The sequence below is a fragment of the Dankookia sp. GCM10030260 genome (assembly GCF_042666655.1).
In the GTDB taxonomy this organism is placed as follows: domain Bacteria; phylum Pseudomonadota; class Alphaproteobacteria; order Acetobacterales; family Acetobacteraceae; genus Paracraurococcus.
On sequence record NZ_JBHTDE010000003.1, the window covers coordinates 300,030 to 320,270 of the forward strand.

General features: G+C 72.4%; 22 protein-coding genes. 9 read left to right on the forward strand and 13 right to left on the reverse strand.

Going from position 1 to position 20,241, the window contains the following annotated elements:
• Window position 1: 1 nt before the first annotated feature.
• Genes ACFQS7_RS12935 through ACFQS7_RS12950 form a run of 4 tightly spaced genes read right to left on the reverse strand, consistent with a single transcriptional unit; the run spans window position 2 to window position 3,831 of the window.
• Window positions 2-823 carry an ABC transporter permease gene (locus ACFQS7_RS12935; protein WP_380067489.1) on the reverse strand — a complete coding sequence of 274 codons (822 nt, stop codon included), beginning with the start codon at window positions 821-823 and terminating at the stop codon, window positions 2-4.
• Window positions 816-1,703 carry an ABC transporter permease gene (locus ACFQS7_RS12940; RefSeq protein WP_380067490.1) on the reverse strand — a complete coding sequence of 296 codons (888 nt, stop codon included), beginning with the start codon at window positions 1,701-1,703 and terminating at the stop codon, window positions 816-818. Before ACFQS7_RS12940 ends, ACFQS7_RS12935 begins: the two co-directional genes overlap by 8 nt.
• Window positions 1,700-2,722: an extracellular solute-binding protein gene (locus ACFQS7_RS12945; protein WP_380067491.1), complete on the reverse strand. Its 1,023-nt coding sequence runs from the start codon at window positions 2,720-2,722 to the stop codon at window positions 1,700-1,702. Before ACFQS7_RS12945 ends, ACFQS7_RS12940 begins: the two co-directional genes overlap by 4 nt.
• A 2-nt stretch (window positions 2,723-2,724) precedes the next feature.
• Window positions 2,725-3,831 (reverse strand): ABC transporter ATP-binding protein, encoded by a 1,107-nt coding sequence (locus tag ACFQS7_RS12950; RefSeq protein ID WP_380067492.1) that lies wholly within the window; start codon window positions 3,829-3,831, stop codon window positions 2,725-2,727.
• A 161-nt stretch (window positions 3,832-3,992) separates the two neighbouring features.
• Between ACFQS7_RS12950 and ACFQS7_RS12955 the strand changes: the two genes are divergently transcribed.
• The 8 genes from ACFQS7_RS12955 (at window position 3,993) to ACFQS7_RS12990 (ending at window position 9,612) form a co-directional block, all read left to right on the forward strand.
• Complete coding sequence (locus ACFQS7_RS12955) at window positions 3,993-4,850, forward strand: urease accessory protein UreD (RefSeq protein WP_380067493.1); 858 nt, start codon at window positions 3,993-3,995, stop codon at window positions 4,848-4,850.
• 42 nt (window positions 4,851-4,892) lie between these two features.
• Window positions 4,893-5,195 carry an urease subunit gamma gene (locus ACFQS7_RS12960; protein ID WP_380067494.1) on the forward strand — a complete coding sequence of 101 codons (303 nt, stop codon included), beginning with the start codon at window positions 4,893-4,895 and terminating at the stop codon, window positions 5,193-5,195.
• A gap of 61 nt (window positions 5,196-5,256) precedes the next feature.
• On the forward strand, window positions 5,257-5,562 hold the full coding sequence (locus tag ACFQS7_RS12965) for an urease subunit beta (RefSeq protein ID WP_380067495.1): 306 nt from the start codon (window positions 5,257-5,259) through the stop codon (window positions 5,560-5,562).
• On the forward strand, window positions 5,562-7,274 hold the full coding sequence (gene ureC / locus ACFQS7_RS12970; RefSeq protein ID WP_380067496.1) for an urease subunit alpha: 1,713 nt from the start codon (window positions 5,562-5,564) through the stop codon (window positions 7,272-7,274). The genes ACFQS7_RS12965 and ureC overlap by 1 nt, the downstream gene beginning before the upstream one ends.
• Window positions 7,274-7,780: an urease accessory protein UreE gene (locus tag ACFQS7_RS12975; protein ID WP_380067497.1), complete on the forward strand. Its 507-nt coding sequence runs from the start codon at window positions 7,274-7,276 to the stop codon at window positions 7,778-7,780. The genes ureC and ACFQS7_RS12975 overlap by 1 nt, the downstream gene beginning before the upstream one ends.
• Window positions 7,758-8,456, forward strand: a complete 699-nt coding sequence (locus ACFQS7_RS12980) for an urease accessory protein UreF (protein ID WP_380067498.1) — start codon at window positions 7,758-7,760, stop codon at window positions 8,454-8,456. Before ACFQS7_RS12975 ends, ACFQS7_RS12980 begins: the two co-directional genes overlap by 23 nt.
• Window positions 8,453-9,076: an urease accessory protein UreG gene (gene ureG / locus ACFQS7_RS12985; protein ID WP_380067499.1), complete on the forward strand. Its 624-nt coding sequence runs from the start codon at window positions 8,453-8,455 to the stop codon at window positions 9,074-9,076. The genes ACFQS7_RS12980 and ureG overlap by 4 nt, the downstream gene beginning before the upstream one ends.
• Complete coding sequence (locus tag ACFQS7_RS12990; protein WP_380067500.1) at window positions 9,076-9,612, forward strand: HupE/UreJ family protein; 537 nt, start codon at window positions 9,076-9,078, stop codon at window positions 9,610-9,612. The genes ureG and ACFQS7_RS12990 overlap by 1 nt, the downstream gene beginning before the upstream one ends.
• A gap of 33 nt (window positions 9,613-9,645) precedes the next feature.
• Here the strand turns inward: ACFQS7_RS12990 and cynS are convergent, their stop codons facing one another.
• From cynS to ACFQS7_RS13035, 9 genes are all read right to left on the reverse strand, one after another.
• Window positions 9,646-10,128 (reverse strand): cyanase, encoded by a 483-nt coding sequence (gene cynS, locus ACFQS7_RS12995; protein WP_380067501.1) that lies wholly within the window; start codon window positions 10,126-10,128, stop codon window positions 9,646-9,648.
• Window positions 10,129-10,161: 33 nt separating this feature from the next.
• Window positions 10,162-11,019, reverse strand: coding sequence for an ABC transporter ATP-binding protein (locus ACFQS7_RS13000; protein ID WP_380067502.1), 858 nt, complete (start codon window positions 11,017-11,019; stop codon window positions 10,162-10,164).
• Window positions 11,016-11,864, reverse strand: coding sequence for a nitrate ABC transporter permease (gene ntrB / locus ACFQS7_RS13005; protein ID WP_380067503.1), 849 nt, complete (start codon window positions 11,862-11,864; stop codon window positions 11,016-11,018). Before ntrB ends, ACFQS7_RS13000 begins: the two co-directional genes overlap by 4 nt.
• A 4-nt stretch (window positions 11,865-11,868) precedes the next feature.
• The gene (locus ACFQS7_RS13010; RefSeq protein ID WP_380067504.1) at window positions 11,869-13,230 is read right to left on the reverse strand and encodes a CmpA/NrtA family ABC transporter substrate-binding protein; all 1,362 of its coding nucleotides are present in this window, start codon (window positions 13,228-13,230) and stop codon (window positions 11,869-11,871) included.
• A 166-nt stretch (window positions 13,231-13,396) separates the two neighbouring features.
• Entirely contained in the window at window positions 13,397-13,834 is a 438-nt protein-coding gene (locus ACFQS7_RS13015) for an acyl-CoA thioesterase (RefSeq protein ID WP_380067505.1), read from the reverse strand.
• Window positions 13,835-13,903: 69 nt separating this feature from the next.
• Window positions 13,904-14,611, reverse strand: a complete 708-nt coding sequence (locus tag ACFQS7_RS13020; protein WP_380067506.1) for a ribonuclease activity regulator RraA — start codon at window positions 14,609-14,611, stop codon at window positions 13,904-13,906.
• A 99-nt stretch (window positions 14,612-14,710) separates the two neighbouring features.
• Complete coding sequence (locus tag ACFQS7_RS13025) at window positions 14,711-15,217, reverse strand: gluconokinase (protein ID WP_380067507.1); 507 nt, start codon at window positions 15,215-15,217, stop codon at window positions 14,711-14,713.
• Window positions 15,214-16,191, reverse strand: a complete 978-nt coding sequence (gene gnd, locus ACFQS7_RS13030) for a phosphogluconate dehydrogenase (NAD(+)-dependent, decarboxylating) (RefSeq protein ID WP_380067508.1) — start codon at window positions 16,189-16,191, stop codon at window positions 15,214-15,216. Before gnd ends, ACFQS7_RS13025 begins: the two co-directional genes overlap by 4 nt.
• Window positions 16,192-16,369: 178 nt before the next feature.
• Window positions 16,370-19,297, reverse strand: coding sequence for an FAD-dependent oxidoreductase (locus ACFQS7_RS13035; protein ID WP_380067509.1), 2,928 nt, complete (start codon window positions 19,295-19,297; stop codon window positions 16,370-16,372).
• A 10-nt stretch (window positions 19,298-19,307) separates the two neighbouring features.
• Between ACFQS7_RS13035 and dapA the strand changes: the two genes are divergently transcribed.
• Complete coding sequence (dapA, locus tag ACFQS7_RS13040) at window positions 19,308-20,231, forward strand: 4-hydroxy-tetrahydrodipicolinate synthase (RefSeq protein WP_380067510.1); 924 nt, start codon at window positions 19,308-19,310, stop codon at window positions 20,229-20,231.
• The last annotated feature ends 10 nt before the right edge of the window (window positions 20,232-20,241 follow it).

The following is a 20,241-nucleotide window of genomic DNA, read 5'->3' on the forward strand; positions in this document are numbered from 1 at the left end:
GTCAACCCCGCATGCGGCGCGTGAGGCCGGTGAGCCGCTCCATCACCAGCATGAGCAGGAAGGCCACCAGGATGAGCGTGCCGGAGACGGCGGCCACCCGGACGTCGAGCGTGCTCTCCATCATGCCCCACATCCGGATCGGCAGCATGTCCGTCCGCGCCGAGGAGAGGAAGAGGGAGACCGGGACATTGTCGACGGACGCCATGAAGGCCAGGAAGCCGCCGGCGGCGATCCCCGGGGCGATCAGCGGCAGGGTGACCCGCCGGAAGGTGCGGATCGGCCCGGCGCCGAGGCTGGCCGAGGCATCCAGCAGGGCCGGGTCGAGCTGCGAGAGCGAGGCGCCGACGGTCCGCAGCACGAAGGGCGCGACGACCACCAGGTGGCCGGCGATGATCAGTTCCAGCGATGGCCGGAAGCCCAGCAGGGTGAAATACATCAGCGCGGCCAGCCCGAAGGCCAGGCCCGGCAGCACCAGCGGCGACATGAAGGCGGCATCCGCCAGCCGCCCGGCCTTGCCGGCGACGCGGGAGATGCCGAGCGCCGCCGCGGTGCCGCCCAAGGTCGCCAGGCCGGCGGCGAGGAAGGCGACGTGCAGGCTGTTGCCCACCGCGCGGTGGATCTGCCGGGAGCGCACCTCGTCCAGCAGCAGCTCGTACCAGCGGACGGAGAAGCCCTGCGGCGGGAAGCGGATGGACCGGCTGTCGGTGAAGGAGGTCGCCAGCACGATCAGGATCGGCCCGATCAGGATGACCAGGGCGAGCACGGCCAGCGTGCCGATCACCAGGCCGTAGGACAATTCGCTCGCGCTGCGCCGCCTAGCCATGGATGCGGCCCCCCGCGACGCGGCCGGCATAGGCGATGACGGCGATGACGGCCGAGACCGAGACCAGCAGCGCGATGGCCGCGGTGGCGGCGAAGGGCCAATGCGCCGCGATCATCGCCTGCTGCCAGATCATCGAGGGCAGGTAGACCAGCCGCCCGCCGCCGATCACCGACTGGCTGATGAAGGCGGTGGTGGCGGAGGCGAAGACCAGCAGGCAGCCGGCAGCCAGGCCCGGTGCGGCCAGCGGCAGGATCACCCGGAACAGCGTCCGCCACGGCGAGGCGCCGAGCGAGGCGGAGGCATCCATCAGGTTCGGATCGATCCGCGCCATGACCGACAACAAGGGCAGGAGCAGCAAGGGCATCTCGATCTGGGTCAGCGAGATCACCAGGCCGAGCTCGGTCTGCAGCAGCCGCAGCGGCTCGGCGGCCAGGCCGAGGCCGATGACCAGCTGGTTCACCACGCCTTCGCGGCCGAGGATGACGATCCAGGCGAAGGTGCGCACCACCACGCTGGTCAGCAGCGGCAGCACCACGACGAACAGCAGCACCCGCTGCCAGCGCGGCGCGGCGGCCCGGTAGACCAGCGCCAGCGGGAAGCCGAGCAGCAGGGTGGCGGCGACCGTCTTCAGCCCGAGCAGCAGCGTGTCGGCGATGACCTTCCAGTGGAAGGCATCGAACAGGAAGCGCCGCCACTGGTCGAGCCCGAAGCGGGTCATCTGCTCATCGGCGTAGAAGGACACGGCGAACAGCATGAACAGCGGAGCGGCGAAGAAGGCGGCATAGGCGAGGCCCAGAGGCGCGGCCAGGCCCCAGGCGGAGAACGCCGGCGCGGCGGCCCCGCGGGCGCGCGGCGCCGGCAAGGCCGCCGCGGTGCTCATTTCGCCATCTCGCGGTTGAAGCGGTCGATCCAGGCGCCGCGGAGCGGGTTGATCTTCGACCAGTCATGCGTGACGAACTTGGACATCTCGTCCAGGCTCCGCATCGGCAGGTCGCGGCCCAGCGCCACGTCCTTGTTCACCGGGATGAAGTTGTAGGGCGCCTTCTGCAGCGCGTCCTGCACCCCCTTGCTGACCACCGTGTCGATATACTTGTAGGCCGCGTCCATGTTCTCGCAGCCGCGGGCGATGTGCAGGGTCGTCAGGAAGGTGGTCGCCCCCGTCTCCGGCACCGCGAATTCGATGTCGACGCCGCGGTCCTTCAGCGTCGTCACCGTCTGGGTGTTGGTATAGGTGACGTCGCACTGGCCCTGCTGGAACAGGCCGGGCAGTGCCGCCGGGCTGCTGACGGCGGCGACCTTCGGCAGCACCTTCTTCAGCTCGGCGAGCGCCGGGTCGATGTTGGTCTCGCTGCCGCCGAAGATCTTGGCGATCTCGATCAGGCTGACGGTGCCGAAGGTGGTGCCGAAGCCGGTCAGGCCGAGGCGCGACACCCAGGGTTCCTTGAACAGGTCGGCATAGCCGGCCGGCTTCGGCAGCTTCTTCGGGTTGTAGGCGATGCCCACCACCTGCGCGTTGCAGCCGATGCCCCATTCGTCGATCAGCGCGGCCGGGATGGCGGCGCGGTTGGCCAGCTTCGAGGCGTCGAATTTCTCGAACATGTTGCGCCCGGCGGCGGTGGCGCGGGGCCCGGGGTCGAGCACGAAGCAGTCGAAGGGCGGGGCGCCGCGGCTGGCGGCGAATTTCGCCACCTGGTCCACCGCGAACAGCGCCTGCATCTCCAGCTCGATGTTGTGGGTCTTCTTCAGCGCCGGTGCGACCAGGTCGCGGAAGGCTTCCTCCCAGGCGCCGGGATAGATGGCGGCGGTGACGCTGCCGGCTTTCTGCGCGCGGACGATACCGGGCGTGGCGAGCACGGCGGTGCCGGCCAGCAGGGCGCGGCGGCTGAGGCTCGGGGACATGGTCATTCCTCCTCGGTGGTCGGGCGTGGAAAGAGCGCCGGACGGGCGCCGGGGGCGAGGGCGCAGAAGGCCCGCGCGCCAAGGTCGCGGATCGCGCCGAGCCGCGGCTCGGTCAGCCGGATCGGGGTGCCGTCGGCCAGCCGCGCCTCCCGCACCGTCTGGCCGCCGAGCGGCAGGGCGAGGCCGAGTTCGACGGGGAAGCAGCCCGGGCCGGCTTCGTCGCGCAGCATCAGTTGCTCCGGGCGCACCGTCAGCAAGGCGGGGCCGGGCGCGGCATCGGCCGGCGCCGGCAGCGCGGTGCCGTCCGCCAGCCGCAGCGAGCCCATGCCGTCCACCACGCAAGGCAGCCGGTTGGTGGTGCCGATGAAGCCGGCGACGAAGAGCGTGGCGGGGCGGTCATAGACCTCGACCGGGGTGCCCAACTGCTCGATCTTCCCGCGCCGCATGACGGCGATGCGGTCGGCGACGCTCATCGCCTCGTCCTGGTCATGCGTCACCAGGATGGCGGTGAGGCCGAGCTGGCGTTGCAGCCGCTTGATCTCGATCTGCATGTCGAGCCGCAACGAGCGGTCGAGCGCGGCGAAAGGCTCGTCCAGCAGCAGGATGGAAGGCTCGATCGCCAAGGCGCGGGCCAGCGCCACCCGCTGCTGCTGGCCGCCGGACAGCTGGCCGGGGCGGCGGTCGCGCAGCGGGCCGAGCTGCACCATCTCCAGCAGCTCCGCCACCCGCGCCTTGGTGCGCGGCGCGGCTTCGCGCCGGGCCTGCAGGCCGTAGGCGACGTTCTCCGCCACGCTCATATGCGGGAAGAGCGCATAGTTCTGGAAGACGATGCCGACGCGGCGGCGGTTGGGCGGCAGGTCGTCGATCGCGGTGCCGTCGATCAGCACGCGGCCGGCGGATTGCCGCACGAAGCCGGCGACGGTCCGAAGCAGGGTGGTCTTGCCGCAGCCGGAGGGGCCGAGCAGCGCCAGCACCTCCCCGGCGCGAACCGAGAGATCGACATTGTCCAGCGCGGTGAAACCGCCATAGCGCACGCCGAGGCCGAGCACGTCGAGCGTGTGGCCGCGCAGCGAGGCGGTTTCGGTCGCTGTCGAGGGGCGGGTGAGCACACGCGTCTCCGGTTTGGGCCAGGCGTTACGCAACCACCATGCCATGCGCGGCATCGGGCGGCGTGGCGTGGCTGCGGGTCCCATCGCTGGTCATTATCGCAGCAGGCTGCCCGCCCGCGCGGCACCCGGCCGGGTGGTTCCGCGCGGCCCCGTCGCATGCCATGCTGGGAACGATGCCGCGCGACACGCCGCCCCTGCCGAGCCGCCACCAGCGGGCCGACGGCGCCTTCGATTTGGTCTTCGGGCGGGCGGCACGCGGCACCGTGCTGCGCGATCTCTACCAGCAGGCGCCGCTGCGCATCCTGTTCCCGACGCCCGAACCCGGCGAGCCGCCCACCGCCGCCCTGCTGAACTGCGCCGGTGGCCTGGCGGGCGGCGATGCGCTGCGGCAATCGGTGCGGCTGGAATCCGGGGCGCAGGCGACGCTGTCCACCGCCGCGGCGGAGAAGGTCTACCGCAGCCTGGGGCCGGAGACGCGGGTCGAGACCCGCATCCTGCTCGACGCCGGCGCACGGCTGGAATGGATCCCGCAGGAGACCATCCTGTTCGACGGCGCCCGCTTCCTGCGCGGCATGCGGGCGGAGATCGCCCCCGGCGCCATGCTGCTGGCGGCCGAGACGCTGGTCTTCGGCCGCGCCGCCCGCGGCGAGACGATGACCCAGGGGCTGATTCGCGACCGCTGGCGGCTGCATGGCCCCGGGGGCCTGCTCTGGGCCGATGCGTTGGCGCTGGAGGGCGACTTGGCCGCGCCGCTGCTGAACCCATTCGGCTTCGCCGGCGCCGAGGCGCTGGGCACGCTGCTGCTGGCCGGCGGCGATGCCGCGGCCGGGCGCGACCTGCTGCGCGGCCTGCCGGAGGCGGCACCGGGTGCGGCCTCCATCCCCCGCCCCGGCCTGCTGCTGGCGCGCTGGCTGGGCCGGGCGGCGGCGGTGCGGGAAGCGGTGGGGGCGGCGATCGTCGCCTTGCGTGCCGCGCAGCTCGGCCTGCCGGCGCGGCTGCCGCGGCTCTGGACGACCTGACGTGACCCACCGCATGATCGCTGGAACGCACCGAGGCCCCGCATGAACCTGACGCCCCGCGAGAAGGACAAGCTGCTGATCGCCATGGCCGCGCAGGTGGCGCGGCGGCGGCTGGAACGCGGCGTGAAGCTGAACCACCCCGAAGCCATCGCCCTGATCACCGACTACGTGGTTGAAGGCGCGCGCGATGGCCGCAGCGTGGCGGAGCTGATGCGCGACGGCGCGACGGTGCTGACGCGGGACCAGGTGATGGAGGGCATCCCCGAGATGGTGCACGAGATCCAGGTGGAGGCGACCTTCCCCGACGGCACCAAGCTGGTGACCGTGCACGAGCCGATCCGATGACATCCGATCGCGGAGGACCGCAGCGCAGCGAGGACCGGAGCGTGAATCGGATGGCCAAACAATGATCCCGGGCGAGGTCTTCCCGGCGGCTGGCGAGATCGAGCTGAACGCCGGCCGCGACGGCGTCGAGCTCGAGGTCGGCAATACCGGCGACCGGCCGATCCAGGTCGGCAGCCACTACCACTTCGCCGAGACCAACCCGGCGCTGGCCTTCGACCGCGCCGTGGCGCGCGGCCGGCGCCTCGACATCGCCGCCGGCACCGCGGTGCGGTTCGAGCCGGGGCAGACCCGCAAGGTGCGGCTCATCCCCTATGCCGGGGCGCGCATCGTGCACGGCTTCCGCGGCGAGACGGAAGGACCTGTTTGATGCCGTCACGGATCTCGCGCAGCGCCTATGCCGGCATGTACGGCCCGACCACCGGCGACCGGGTGCGGCTGGCCGATACCGACCTGATCATCGAGGTGGAGAAGGACTTCACCACCTATGGCGAGGAGGTGAAGTTCGGCGGCGGCAAGGTGATCCGCGACGGCATGGGTCAATCCCAGGTCACCCGCGCCGAGGGGGCGGTCGATACCGTCATCACCAATGCGCTCATCCTCGACCACTGGGGCATCGTCAAGGCGGATGTGGGCCTGCGCGACGGCCGCATCGCCGGCATCGGCAAGGCCGGCAACCCGGACACCCAGCCGGGCGTCACCATCGTCATCGGCCCAGGCACCGAGGTGATCGCGGGCGAGGGCCGCATCCTCACCGCCGGCGGGCTCGACGTGCATATCCACTTCATCTGCCCGCAGCAGGTGGAGGAGGCGCTGGCCGCCGGCGTGACGACGATGTTCGGCGGCGGCACCGGCCCGGCGCATGGCACGCTGGCCACCACCGTCACGCCGGGCCCTTGGCACATGGCGCGCATGCTGCAGGCGGCCGAGGGCCTGCCGATGAATCTCGGCTTCCTCGGCAAGGGCAACGTCGCGCTGCCGGCGGGGATCGAGGAGGTGGTGCTGGCCGGCGCCTGCGGCCTGAAGCTGCACGAGGACTGGGGCACCACGCCGAAGGCGATCGACACCTGTCTTTCCGTCGCCGATGCGCTCGACGTGCAGGTGGCGATCCATACCGACACCCTGAACGAGAGCGGCTTCGTCGAGAGCACCATCGCGGCGATCGCCGGCCGCACCATCCAGGCCTTCCACACCGAAGGCGCCGGCGGCGGCCATGCGCCGGACATCCTGCGGGTGGTGGGAGAGCCCAACTTCCTGCCATCCTCGACCAATCCGACCATGCCCTACACGGTGAACACCGTGGACGAGCACCTGGACATGCTGATGGTCTGCCACCACCTCGACCCGCGCATCCCGGAGGACGTGGCCTTCGCCGAAAGCCGCATCCGCCGCGAGACCATCGCCGCCGAGGACATCCTGCACGACATCGGCGCGATCAGCATGATGTCGTCCGACAGCCAGGCGATGGGCCGGGTCGGCGAGGTCATCATCCGCACCTGGCAGACCGCGCACAAGATGAAGGCCCAGCGCGGCCGGCTGCCCGGCGAGACCGGCGACAACGACAACCTCCGCGTCCGCCGCTATATCGCCAAGTATACGATCAACCCCGCGATCGCCCAGGGCATCAGCGCGCATGTCGGCAGTGTCGAGCCCGGCAAGCTGGCCGACCTGGTGCTGTGGTCGCCGGCCTTCTTCGGGGTGAAGCCGGACATGGTGCTGAAATGCGGGTCCATCGCCATGGCGCCGATGGGTGACCCCAATGCCTCGATCCCGACGCCGCAGCCGATGCACTACCGGCCGATGTTCGCCAATGTCGGCCGCGCCCTGCAGGCGAGCAGCGTGACCTTCGTCTCCAAGGCGGCGCTCGGGCATGGCATCGGCGACCGGCTCGGCCTGCAGAAGACGCTGCTGGCGGTGGAGAACTGCCGCGGCGGCATCACCAAGCGCGACATGGTGCTGAACGGCGCCCTGCCGCGGATCGAGGTGGACCCCGAGACCTACGAGGTCCGCGCCGATGGCGAGCTGCTGGTCTGCGAACCCGCCAAGGTGCTGCCGATGGCGCAGCGGTATTTCCTCTTCTGATGAGCGGGACCCTGCCCCGCGCGACTCAGGTCCTGCCCAAGGGCGGCTGGGTGGAGCGCACCGCGAAGCATGTCGTCACGCTCGACTTCGACGACCGCTTCCGCCGGCGGCGGCGCTACGTGGCGGAAGGCGGCTTCGCCTTCCTGCTGGACCTGGAGGAGGCGATCCCGCTGCGCGACGGCGACGGGCTGCTGCTGGAGGCGGGCGGCGTCATCCTGGTGCGCGCCGCGCCGGAGCCGCTGGTGGAGGTGCGCGCGCCGACGCCGGAGCGGCTGATGCGGCTGGCCTGGCATCTCGGCAACCGGCATTTGCCGACCGAGATCCAGGCCGAGCGGCTGCTGATCCGCGACGACCACGTCATCGTCGCCATGCTGCAGGGGCTGGGCGCGGAGCTGAAGCGCGTGGACGCGCCCTTCAACCCCGAGGGCGGCGCCTATAGCGAGCACAACCGCCAGCCGGGACACCACCATCATCACCACGGCGATGACGACCATCACCACCACTGACGGCGCCGCGCTCTATCGGCTGCTGGCCTGGCTCTCGCCGGCCTATCCGGTGGGCGCCTATACCTACAGCCACGGGCTGGAGACGGCGGTGGAGGAGGGCCGCGTCACCACGCGCCCCGCTCTGGTGGACTATGTCACGACGGTCCTGCGCGCCGGCGCCGGCCGTATCGACGGCGCGTTGCTGGTCGCCGCCTGGCGCGCCGCGGTGGCCGGCGACGACGCGGCGCTCGACGATGTGGCGCTGCTCGCCGCCGCCTGGCGCGGCACGGCGGAGACGGCGCTGGAAAGCATGGCGCAGGGCACCGCCTTCACCGGCGTGACGCAGTCCGCCTGGCCGGATGCGCGCTTCGCGGCCTTCGCCGCGCGGCATCCGCGGCAAGTGGCGCATCCGGTGGCCTTCGGCGCCGCCGCCGGGTTCCACGCCATCCCGCTGCGTCCCGCCGTCGCCGGCTGGCTGGCGGCCTTCGCGGCCAACCTGGTCTCGGCCGGCGTCCGGCTGGTGCCGCTCGGCCAGACCGATGGGCAGATCGCCACCGCCGCGCTGCATCCCGTGGTGGAAGCGGCGGCCGATGCGGCGCTGTCCGCCGATCCCGACGCGCTCGGCACCGCCGCGCCGATGCTCGACCTGCTGTCGATGCGGCACGAAACCCAGTACACGAGGCTCTTCAGATCATGAGCAATGGGCCATTCAGGGTGGGAATCGGCGGTCCCGTCGGTTCCGGCAAGACCGCGCTGACCGAACGGCTGTGCCGCCACCTGCGCGACACGTACGACATCGCCGTCATCACCAACGACATCTACACCAAGGAGGATGCGGAATTCCTCACCCGCGCCGGTGCGCTGGACCCGTCGCGCATCGCCGGGGTGGAGACGGGCGGCTGCCCGCATACCGCGATCCGCGAGGATGCCAGCATCAACCTGGCGGCCGTGCACGACATGGTGCAGGCCTTCCCGCAGCTGGAGGTGCTGTTCATCGAAAGCGGCGGCGACAACCTGGCCGCCACCTTCAGCCCGGAACTCGCCGACCTGACGATCTACGTCATCGATGTCAGCGCCGGCGACAAGATCCCGCGCAAGGGCGGCCCCGGCATCACCCGCAGCGACATGCTGGTGATCAACAAGATCGATCTGGCGCCATTGGTCGGCGCCGATCTGTCCGTCATGGACCGCGATTCGCGCCGGATGCGCGGCGCGCGGCCCTTCATCTTCACCAACCTGAAGGAGAACCAAGGCGTGGCCGAAATCGCGGACTTCATCCTGGCCCAGGGCGGCATCGCGCCGCGGCGGGCGGCGTGATGCGCGCCCCCCTGCTTCTCGGCGCGGCGTTGCTGCTGCCGCTGCCCGCCTTCGCCCATGTCGGCGACGGCCTGCACCACGGGCTGCTGGCCGGGTTCCTGCACCCGCTCGGCGGGGCGGACCATCTGCTCGCCATGGTGATGGTCGGGCTCTGGGCCGGGCTTTCGGGCGGGGCGGCGCGGCTGGCGCTGCCGGGCGCCTTCCTCGGCGCCATGCTGGCCGGCTTCGCTTTGGCCGCCGCGGGCCTCGCCCTGCCCGGCGTGGAGGCGGGAATCCTCGCCTCCGTCGTCGTGCTCGCGGTGCTGGCGCTGTTCGCGGTGCGCGTGCCGGTCGTGGCCGCGGCCGGTCTCGTTGCGCTGGCCGGGCTGCTGCACGGCCAGGCGCATGGGATCGAGATGGTGGGCGGCGCCGCCCCCTACGCCGCCGGCTTCCTGGCCGCGACCGCGGCGCTGCATGCGGCCGGCCTCGCGCTCGCCGTGCCGCTGGCGCCGTTCAGCCGCCGGCTCGGCGCGATCCTGGTCGGCCGCACGGCCTGACCGGCGGCGGGGCGCGGCCGCGGCCGCGCCCCGTCATTCCTCCTTGAAGCCGTAGGCCGGGATGCCCTGCTCCGCGCCGTAGTACTTGTAGGGCAGGAACTTGCCGGTCATCTCGATCTTCACCCGGTCGCCCTTCTCGTGCGCCATGCGCTCGAACTGGAAGTCGAAGTCGATGGCGGACATGATGCCGTCGCCGAACTCCTCCTCGATCAGCGCCTTCCAGGCCGGGCCGTTGACCATCACCATCTCGAAGAAGCGGTAGATCAGCGGGTCGGTCGGCGGCATCGGCGTGCCGCGATAGGGCACCTCGTTCAGCATCCGCTGTTCGGCCTCGGTCAGGCCGAACAGCGCCGCGGCCTTGGCCGCCAGCGGCTTCACCAGCTTCATCTGGCCGAGCAGCGCGCCGACGATCAGCGTGTCGGACATGCCGCCGATCTCGCCGCAGATGTATTTCCAGGTCCAGTCCTTCTCGCGCTTGATGTCGAGGATCTTCTCGGTGAGCTGGGCGCGGGTCATGGCGTTCGGTTTCCCTCGTTGGTCAGGAAAGGCTCATTCCGCCGCGGCGGGCAGCGGTGCCGCGGCGGGCCGCACGGCCGGCGGCGCCTTCGGGTCCCAGTCATCCGGCCGCGTGCCGGCCAGCGTCCGGCTGCGGGTCAGCAGGAATTCCAGGATATGGTCGCGCAAGGCGTGGTAGCCCGGCAGCTTGTGCAGGGTGGCGCGGTTGCGCGGCTTCGGCAGGGTGTTCACCACGACCTCGGCGCAGCGGGCATCCGGGCCGTTGGTCATCAGCAGGATGCGGTCGGCGAGGAGAATGGCCTCGTCGACGTCGTGGGTGATCATGAAGGCGGTCTGGTTGGCCTCGGCCACCAGCCGCGCCACCTCGTCCTGCAGGGCGCCGCGGGTCAGCGCGTCCAGCGCGCTGAACGGCTCGTCCATCAGCAGCATCTTCGGCTGCAGCGCCAGCGCCCGGGCGATGCCGACGCGCTGCTTCATCCCGCCCGACAGCATCGAAGGCTTGCGCTGCGCGGCATCGGCCAGCCCCACTTTCCCCAGCGCCTCGCGCGCCGCCTCGCGCAGCTTCGCGCGGCCCCAGTCGCGGTGGCGGCAGGACAGCGCAAAGGCGACGTTGGCCTCCGCCGTCATCCAGGGCATCAGGGCATGGCCCTGGAAGATCACCGCGCGGTCGAGCGACGGCCCGTCGATCGCCTGGCCGTCGACGATGACCGCGCCGGCATTCGGCGCGTCCAGCCCGGCCAGGATGTTCAGCACCGTGGTCTTGCCGCAGCCGGAATGCCCGACCAGGCAGACGAATTCGCCGCGGTTCACCCCGAACCAGAGATCGCGGAAGACGACATGGCCGGGATAGGCGCGCGTCACGCCCTCGACCGAGACATAGGCGTGGGTCATTCCTGCCAGGCCACCAGGTTCGCCACCGCGCCCAATGCGCGGTCCAGCAGCAGGCCGACCACGCCGATCAGCAGGATGGCGATGACGATGTCGGCGAGCGAGAGGTTGTTCCACTGGTTCCAGACCCAGTAGCCGATGCCGGTGCCGCCGACCAACATCTCGGCCGCGACGATCACCAGCCAGGCGATGCCGATCGAGATGCGCATCCCCGTCAGGATGGTCGGCGCGGCGGCCGGCAGGATGACGCGGAAGGCGGTCTTCCAAGTGCCGGCTTCCAGCGTCCGCGCCACGTTCAGCCATTCCCGCCGCACCGCGCCGACGCCGAAGGCGGTGTTCAGCAGCATCGGCCAGAGCGAGCAGATGAAGATGACGAAGACCGCAGAGATCGCGCTGTCCTTGATGGTGAAGAGCGCCAGCGGCATCCAGGCCAGCGGGCTCACCGGCCGCAGCACCTGGATGAAGGGGTTCAAGGCCGCCGACAGCAGCGGCGACATGCCGATCAGGAAGCCGAGCGGGATGGCGACCACCGCCGCCAGCCCGAAGCCGGCCGCCACCCGCACCAGGGAATAGGCGATCTGCACGCCGATGCCCTGGTCGTTGGTGCCGCGCACGTAGAAGGGGTCGCGCAGCAGTTCCCACAGCCGCAGGCCGATATCGGACGGCTTCGGGAAGGGCGTCTGCCCGCCCGTCGCCGCCGCCTGGCCGAGCAGCGCGGCATATTCCGGGTCGACCGCCGGGCCGCTGCCGGCCCCGCTGCCCGAGGCGAGCTCCCAGCCGCCGAGGAACAGCGCCAGCAGCAGGCAGGACAGCAGCGCCGACTGCCAGACGGGTACCGTGCGCCCCATGGCGTCAGGCGCCGCGGATCGCGCGGTCGGCCCAACCCGCCGGGTTCGCCGGGTCGAAGCTCCGGCCCATGATGGTCTCGCCCCGCGTCGCACTCGCCGGCACCGCCAGCCCCATCTCCCGCATCGCGCGGCCGGCATCGAGGGCGAGGAAGACCTGGGCGGCCACCTGGGCATAGTCGAGCTCGGTCTTCACCTGGCCCCAGCGGCGCATCTGCGTGAGGATCCAGATCGCCATGGACTGCCAGGGGAAGGGGTCGAAGCCGATGCGGTTGGGCACTCGCTGCACCGCGCCGAGACCGTCGGCGAAGGTGCCGGTCAGCACCTGCGCCACCACCGTCTCCGGCTGGTTCAGGTAGTTCTGCGCGCTGATCGCGGTTGCCACCTCCTTGCGGTTCTCGGGCTTGGCGGCATGGGCGGTCGCCTCGACGATGGCGCGCAGCAGCGCGCCGAAGGTATTCGGCGTCTCGCTGATCATGCTGCGCGGCACGGCGAAGGCGCAGCACGGGTGGCCGTCCCACAGCTCCTTCGTCAGGACATGGATGAAGCCGACGCCGTCGAAGACGGCGCGCTGGTTGAAGGGGTCGGGGCCGAGGAAGCCGTCGATATTGTCGGCCCGCAGGTTGGCGACCATCTCCGGCGGCGGGACGGAGCGGATCTGCACGTCCTTGTCCGGGTCGATCCCGTGCTCCGCCAGGTAGTGGCGCAACAGGTAGTTGTGCATGGAGAAGTCGAAGGGCACGGCGAAGCGGAAGCCCTTCCAGTCCTTCGGGTCGCGCCGGTCCTTGTGCCTGTTCGCCAGGGTGATGGCCTGGCCGTTGGTGTTCTCGATCGCCGCCACCGCCCAGGGGATCGGCGCGGCGACGCCGACGCCGAGCGACATGGCCAGCGGCATCGGCGAGAGCATGTGGGCGGCGTCGTATTCGCGGGCGATCGACTTGTCGCGGATGACGGCCCAGCCGGCGGTGCGGATGACCTCCACGTTCAGCCCATGCCGCTGATAGAAGCCCATCGGATGCGCCATGATGATCGGCGTGGCGCAGGTGATCGGGATGAAGCCGATCTTCAGGTCCTTCTTCTCCGGCGTGCCGGTCGCCTGGGCCATGGCTTCGCGCGCCGCGCCGAGCGGGAAGACGGAGGCGAGCGCGCCGGCGACCGCGGCGGCGCCGAAGCGCGTCAGCAGGCCGCGGCGGGTCGCGTCATCCGGGAAGACGGCGCGGAACACCGCCTGTTCGGCGGCCTCGCCATGGGCGCCGGTGCCGTCGGCGGGCGGCGGTGCGTCGCAGGCCAGGCCGGCATGGTCCTGGCCGCAGGCGCAGGCACCCAGGCGCGCGGAAGCATCGAGCGGATCGGCGAAGAGGCGTGGCACGGCGGTTTCTCCCGGCAGGCGAGGCCGTCCCACGAGGCAACGGCCATGCCAGAGCCCCGCAACCGCCGGCCGGTGCCCGAATCCGACCACCGTGCCCGGGCATCGTGGCCCGCTGCCTGCACCGCGCCCAGCGCTGCCCGGGAAACGGGCAGCCAGGCGGGCCGGCTCAGGCGGCCTCGTCGGCCGGGGCGAAGGCCGCGAAGCCGGACCGCAGCGCCGCCGGCATCTCCGCCGGCCGGCGCGTCTCCCGGTCCAGCATCACCATGACGCCGCGCGAGGTGGCGAAGCATACCTCGCCCTGGAACAGCGCCTGTTCCACCGTGATGCTGCTGCGGCCGATGCGCGCCACGCAGGTGCCGATCCGCACCCGGCCGGGGTAGTGGATCTCCCTGATGTAGTCGATCTCGACCCGGGCGACCGCCATGCCGACGGCGCGCGTCTCCGGCGGGCCGGCGACGGCCTGCATGATCTCGGCGCGGCCGGCCTCGCAGAAGGCGCCGATGGCGCCGTTGTTGATGTGGCCGTTCATGTCGGTGTCGGCGAGCCGCAGCTTCTCCTCGGTCCAGAAGGGGAAGCGTGCGGGGGATGCGGGCGGCGGCGCCATGCCTCGGGGTTCTCCATAGCCTTGGAGGCGAGGGTCCGGGCGCCGCCGCCCGTCGTCAAGGCGCGGGCGTTACTGGCCCTTCTCGGCCTCGTAGCGCGCCTTGTTCTCGGCGTTGGGCGGGTATAGGCCGGGCAGCGTCTCGCCCTGCTCGACCTTGCCGACGATCCAGGCTTCCAGGCGTTCCTGTTCCTGCCCGCCGGCCAGGACCTCGGCCAGGAAGGCCTTGGGGATCACCACCGCGCCGTCGTCGTCCACCACGATGATGTCGTCCGGGAAGACCGCGACGCCGCCGCAGCCGATCGGCTCCTGCCAGCCGGTGAAGGTCAGGCCGGCGACCGAGGGCGGCGCCGCGCCGCCGCGGCACCACACCGGCATGCCGGTGCCGGTCACGCCGGCGACGTCGCGGACGCAGCCATCGGTGACGAGCGCGGTGACGCCGCGCTTCATCAGCCGGGCGCAGAGGATGTCGCCGAAGATGCCGGCATCGGTGCAGCCCATGGCATCGGCCACGGCGATGACGCCTTCCGGCATGGCCTCGATCGCCGCGCGGGTGGAGCGGGGGGAGGACCAGCTCTCCGGCGTCGCCAGGTCTTCCCGCGCCGGGACGAAGCGGAGCGTGAAGGCCGGGCCGACCATCCGCTTGCCCTTGGCCGTCGGGGTGAAGGGCTGCGGGCCGCGCATCCAGATGTTGCGCAGGCCCTTCTTCAGGAGAAGCGTGGTGATGGTGGCGGTGGAGATGGTCTCCAGCGTCGCGCGGTCGGCAGCGGATAGGGACATGGAGCGGCGTTCCTCCTGGGATGGGGCGAGGCGCCGGCGGCGCGGCGTCCCGGCCTGTCTAGCCCAGCAGGTCCCGGCCGGGGAGGTGCCCCGCGGCGGTCAGCCCGCCTCGCCGAGTGCCGCGAGGGCGGTGGCGACGATCGCCTCGGGCAGCGGCTCGACCGACAGGGTGATGACGCCCTCCGCCTCGCCCGGCACCTCCAGCGTGGCGAACTGGCTGGCCATCAGGCTGGCCGGCATGAAGTGGTCCGGCCGCACCGCCTGCCGCGCCGCGATCAGCGCCGGATCGCCCGCAAGATGCAGCAGCCGCACCGCTGGCCGGCCGGCCAGCAGCCGTTCGCGGTAGGCGCGCTTCAGCGCGGAACAGGTGACGACGCCGCCCTCGCCGGCCGCGGCGCGGGCATCGAGCCAGGCGCCGATCGCATCCAGCCAGGGCCAGCGGTCGGCGTCCACCAGCGGCTCGCCGCGGGACATCTTCGCGATGTTGGCCGGGGGGTGGAAGGCATCGGCATCGGCGAAGGGGGCGCCGAGGCGCGCGGCGAGCAGCGTCCCCACCGTGCTCTTGCCGGCGCCGGAGACGCCCATGACCAGGACCAGATGGGTCACGGCTTCGCCGGCTCCAGATGCCCGCCGAAGCCCTTCCGCTGGGCCGAGAGCACCTTGCCGGAGAACCGCGCCTCGTCCCGGCTGGCGAAGCGGGCATAGAGCGCGGCGGACAGCACCGGGGCCGAGACCGCCGTCTCCACCGCCGCCTGCACGGTCCAGCGGCCTTCCCCGCTGTCGGAGACATGGCCGGAGAAGCTTTCCAGCTCCGGGTCCTGCGCCAGCGCCTGCGCCGTCAGGTCGAGCAGCCAGGACGCCACCACGCTGCCGCGCCGCCAGGCCTCGGTGACGTCGCCGAGGTTGAGGCTGAGCCGGTGGTCCTCGGGCAAGGCCGCGCTGTCGGCGTGCTTGAGGATGTCGAGGCCCTCGGCGAAGGCCTGCATCATGCCGTACTCGATGCCGTTATGGACCATCTTGGTGAAGTGCCCGGCGCCGTTCGCCCCGGCATGGACATAGCCCTGCGCCGCCCGCGGATCGCCGGCGAAGCCCGGGGTGGGCGGGGCGGCGGCCTCGCCCGGGACCAGCGCGGCGAAGATCGGGTCCAGCCGGCGGACCACCGCATCCTCCCCGCCGATCATCAGGCTGTAGCCGCGGGCCAGGCCCCAGACCCCGCCCGAGGTGCCGATGTCGAGGAAATGCAGGCCCTTCTCCCGCAGCATGGCGCCGCGGCGGACGCCGTCCTTCCAGAAGCTGTTGCCGCCATCGATCAGCACGTCGCCGGGCGAGAGCAGGCCGGCCAGCGTCACCAGCGCCTCCTCGGTCGCCGCACCGGCCGGCAGCATGACCCAGATGGCGCGCGGGGCGTCGAGCGCGGCGACCATCGCCGGCAGGTCGGCGACCGCCACGGCGCCCTCGGCGGCCAGTGCCGCGCCGGGGGCCGGGTCGCGGTCATAGGCGACGCAGTGATGCCCCGCCCGCAGCAGCCGCCGCACGATGTTGCCGCCCATCCGGCCCAGGCCGACCATGCCGAGTTGCATCGCTTGCGTTCCCCCTCCGTGTTGCCTCGGCCAAGAAAGGTTGGGGAGGGGAAAGTATTCCCTCCCCAGACCCCACCCTTCCTTTTTGTGGGCTGGGCATTCGCCGCGCGGCCGGTGCCGACCCACAGAAATAGATGAGGGGTTCGGGGAGAATACCTTCTCCCCGACCTTCCCTTGCTTACCCAAATCTCGCCAGGGTGAATTCCGGCGGCACCGCCGCCCGCCCCAGCACCGCCTCCGCCGTCATCCGCCCGGCGATCGGCGCCAGGGTGTAGCCGTTGCTGGTGACCGCATGGAAGAGGCCCGGGATGCCCGGCGTCTCCCCCAGCAGCGGCGCCCGGTCCACCTCCACCGCCAGGCCGGTCCAGGCGCGCAGCGCATGCATCCCGGCGATCCCCGGCAGCACCCGGCCGGCGACCCAGAGGTTGCCCTCGATCGAGCGCCGCAGGTTGCGCGGCGTGCCCCGGCCGTCCAGCACCCCCGGCCAGCCGCCGCCGACCAGCAGATGGCCGCCATCGCCCTGCTTGAGCGAGAGGTGCCGCCCGGCATGGGCGACCAGGTGCCGCATGGCGGGCGCCGCCGCCTCGGTGGCGATCACCTGCTGGACGGTGCCGAGGACCGGCAGCGCGAGCCCCAGCATGCGGCCGATCCGCCCGGCATGGGCGCCGGCGCAATTCACCACCCGCCCGGCGCGGATCGGCCCGCTCGCGGTCTGCACCCGGAAGCCGGCGCCGTCCCGGGCGATGGCCTCAACCTCCACCCCCTGTTGCAGCCGGGCGCCGGCGCGCTCGGCCAGGCGGCGCAGCGCATGGGTGCCGCGCAGCGGGTCGATCTGCCCCTCCGCCGGGGAGAAGCAGGCGCCGATGAAATCCGGGCCGAGATAGGGGGCGACCGCGCGCAGCTCGTTGGCGCCCAGCAGGTGGCTTTCCAGCCCCTTGGCCCGTTCCACCGCCACCTTGGCGCGGGCCCAGGCGAATTCCGCCGCGGTCTCCACCAGCATCAGCCCGCCCTCGGTGCGGATGCCCAAACCTTCGCCGGCTTCCGCCGCGATCTCCCGCCACAGCGCGATGCTTCGCGGGCCGAGCGGCAGGCGGTCGATCGCCGGGCCGCGGTCGCTCTCGCCGTCGAAGTCGTAGGTGAGGAGCTGGACATGCAGGCTGCCGGCATTGGCGGTGCTGGCGCCCATGCCGGCCTCGCCGCGTTCCACCACGAGCACGTCCACGCCCTCCCGCGCCAGGTACAGTGCGGTGGAGAGGCCGAGCGCGCCGCCGCCGATCACCAGCACGTCGCAGGCAGGCGGCGGCGGGGCGGTGGGGTGGGTGTTGCGGGCGTTGTAGCCGGGCGCGGCGAAGACCGGGCCGGCCGCCTCCGCCTCCGGCAGTTCCAGCATCAGCGCCGCGGCGGGCACCGGCTTCACCGGGGCGCGCGGCGCGGCGAAGCCGGCCTCCTCGGTGGCGCCGCACAGCCGGGCGAGGGTCGCGCCGCACAGCCGCCCCTGGCAGCGGCCCATCCCGGCCCGCGTCGCCTTCTTCAGCGCGCCGAGCGAGGCCGCGCCCTCCGCCTGCGCCCGGCGCAGCGTGCCCGCCGTGACCTCCTCGCAGCGGCAGAGGATGGTGCCGTCGGCGATGGCGGCGACATCGAAGGGGGGCGCCGCAAAGATCCGCCAGAGCGCCGCCTGGAAGTCGAGCGCCCGGCGCAGCGCCGCCCGCGCCGCCCGGTCGTCCGGCGCCACGAGGCCGAGGTCGCGCGCCGCCGCCAGCCCGGCCAGCCGGCCGCGGGCGAGCGCGACGCGGGCACCGCCGATCGCCGCGCCGTCGCCGATGGCGAAGACCGCGGGGAGGGAGGTGCGGCCGTCGGCGTCGGTCACCGTCTCCAACCGGCCGAGCCCGTCATCGACGAAGCGGTGCGCGGCACCCAGCGCCCGGGCCAGGCCGGTCTCCGGCTGGAAGCCGAGGTTGAGGGCGCAGGCATCCGCGTCGATCCGCGCCTCGCCCGCCGGCGTCGCCAGGACCAGGGTGGCGAAGCGGTCCTCGCCCTCGCAGGCCAGGGGCGTGCAGCCCCAGAGCACCGGGACGCCCGCGGCGCGCAGCGTCCGCAGGTAACCGAGCCCGTCCCAGGCCAGGTCCGCCCCGGCCCGCAGCAGCGCCGCCGCCTGCCGCCACTGCGCCAGCCCAGGCCTCGGTGCCGCTTCCGCCACCGCCGCGACCGCGACCCCGCCGGCGAGCAGTTCGCAGGCAAGCTGCAGGTTCAGCGGGCCGTTGCCGGCGATCACCACGCGCTCCCCCGGCGAGACGCGGTTGGCCCGCGCCAGGGTCTGCATCCCCCCGGTGGTCATGACGCCGGGCAGGGTCCAGCCGGGGATCGGCACCGGGCGTTCATGCGCGCCGGCCGCGATGACCAGCCGGCGCGGGCGGAAGGTGACGGCGGTATCGCCCACCAGGGCGCCGATCTCGCCCGCCGAGGAGCGGCTTTCATCCGGTGCGGAAAAGGCCCCCCAGGCGGTGGCGCCGGTCAGGATCTCCGCCCCGGCCGCCCGCGCCGCGGCCCGCAGCGCGTCGCCCTGGCGGAACTGCCGGTCCGGCGCGGCATGGGCATGGCTGGCGGCGAGCGGCTTGAGGTATTGCCCGCCGGCCTCGCCGCGCTCGTCCAGCACCACCACCCGGGCACCGGCCGCGGCGGCGGCCTCGGCCGCGGCCAGCCCGGCCGGGCCGGCGCCGATGACCAGCAGGTCGCAGGCGCGGTCCGCGATCGCCGCCGGGGCCGGGGCGAGGGGCAAAGGCGTGGCGGGCGGCGCGCTTTCCACCACCATGCCCACCTGCGCCTTCACCAGGCAGGCGCGCTGGTTGGCCTTGCCGTCCACCGTGACGAGGCAGTCGAAGCAGGCGCCCATGCCGCAGTACAGGCCGCGCGGCGCGCCCTTCTCCGTCCGGCGGAAGGCCAGGATGCCGGCGGCCGAAAGCGCCGCGGCCAGGGTCTCGCCCGGCAGCGCCGCCACCGCCGTGCCGTCGAAGCTGAGGCGGACGGGCTCCGCCGCTCGCTGGATATCGGGGTGGCGGAGGCGCATGCCCTTGCCGCGTGGCAGGGAATGGGGAAGGGTTTCGCTCATCGCTTCCAGCATGAACGGGCCCCTCATCGTGCAAAAGCCCTTCCGCGGCACCTATACCGTCCTGATCACGCCTTTCACCGCGGATGGCGCCGCGGTGGACCTGGCGGCGCTGGCGCGGCTGGTGGAATTCCAGATCGCCGAGGGCATCGACGGCCTCATCCCGCTCGGCTCCACCGGCGAGTTCCTGTCGGTGAGCCGAGAGGAACGCACCGCGATCACCGAATGCGTCGTGCGCACCGCCGCCGGCCGCGTCCCTGTGCTGATGGGCACCGGCGCCGAGGATACGCGCGAGGTGGTGGCGCTGAGCCGCGAGGCCGAATCGCTTGGCGCCGACGGCGTGATGATCATCCCGCCCTACTACAGCGTGCCGACCGAGGACGAGCTCTACCACCACTACAAGACCGTCGCCGACGCCATCGGCATCCCCATCATGGTCTACAACAACCCGGCGACGGCCAATGTGGACCTGCTGCCCACGACCCTGGCGCGGCTCTCGACCATCCCGAACTGCCGCTACGTCAAGGAGAGCACGCTGGAGGTCACCCGCGTGCGCGACATCGTCGCGCTGTGCGGCGACCGGATGGAGGTCTTCGCCGGCGTGCTCGGCTATGAAAGTGCCTGGCTGGGGGCGATCGGCTGGGTCGCCGTCTGCAGCAACGTGGCGCCGCGACTGTCGCGCGACATGTTCGCCGCCGCCTTCGAGGCCGACCGGGAAAGGGCGCTGCCGCTCTACCGTCGCCTTGCCCCGCTGCTGCCCTGGGTCGGCGGGCCGCGCTACGTCTCCGGCACCAAGGCGGCCTTCCGGCTGATGGGGATGGAGATGGGCGCGCCGCGGCCGCCCCGCCTGCCGCTGCCGGAGCGCGACCTGCCCGCCCTGGCGCGGGTCTTGCAGGACATGGGCGTCATGCCTGCCGGCCGCGCCGCGGCGGAATAGAGGGGATCCT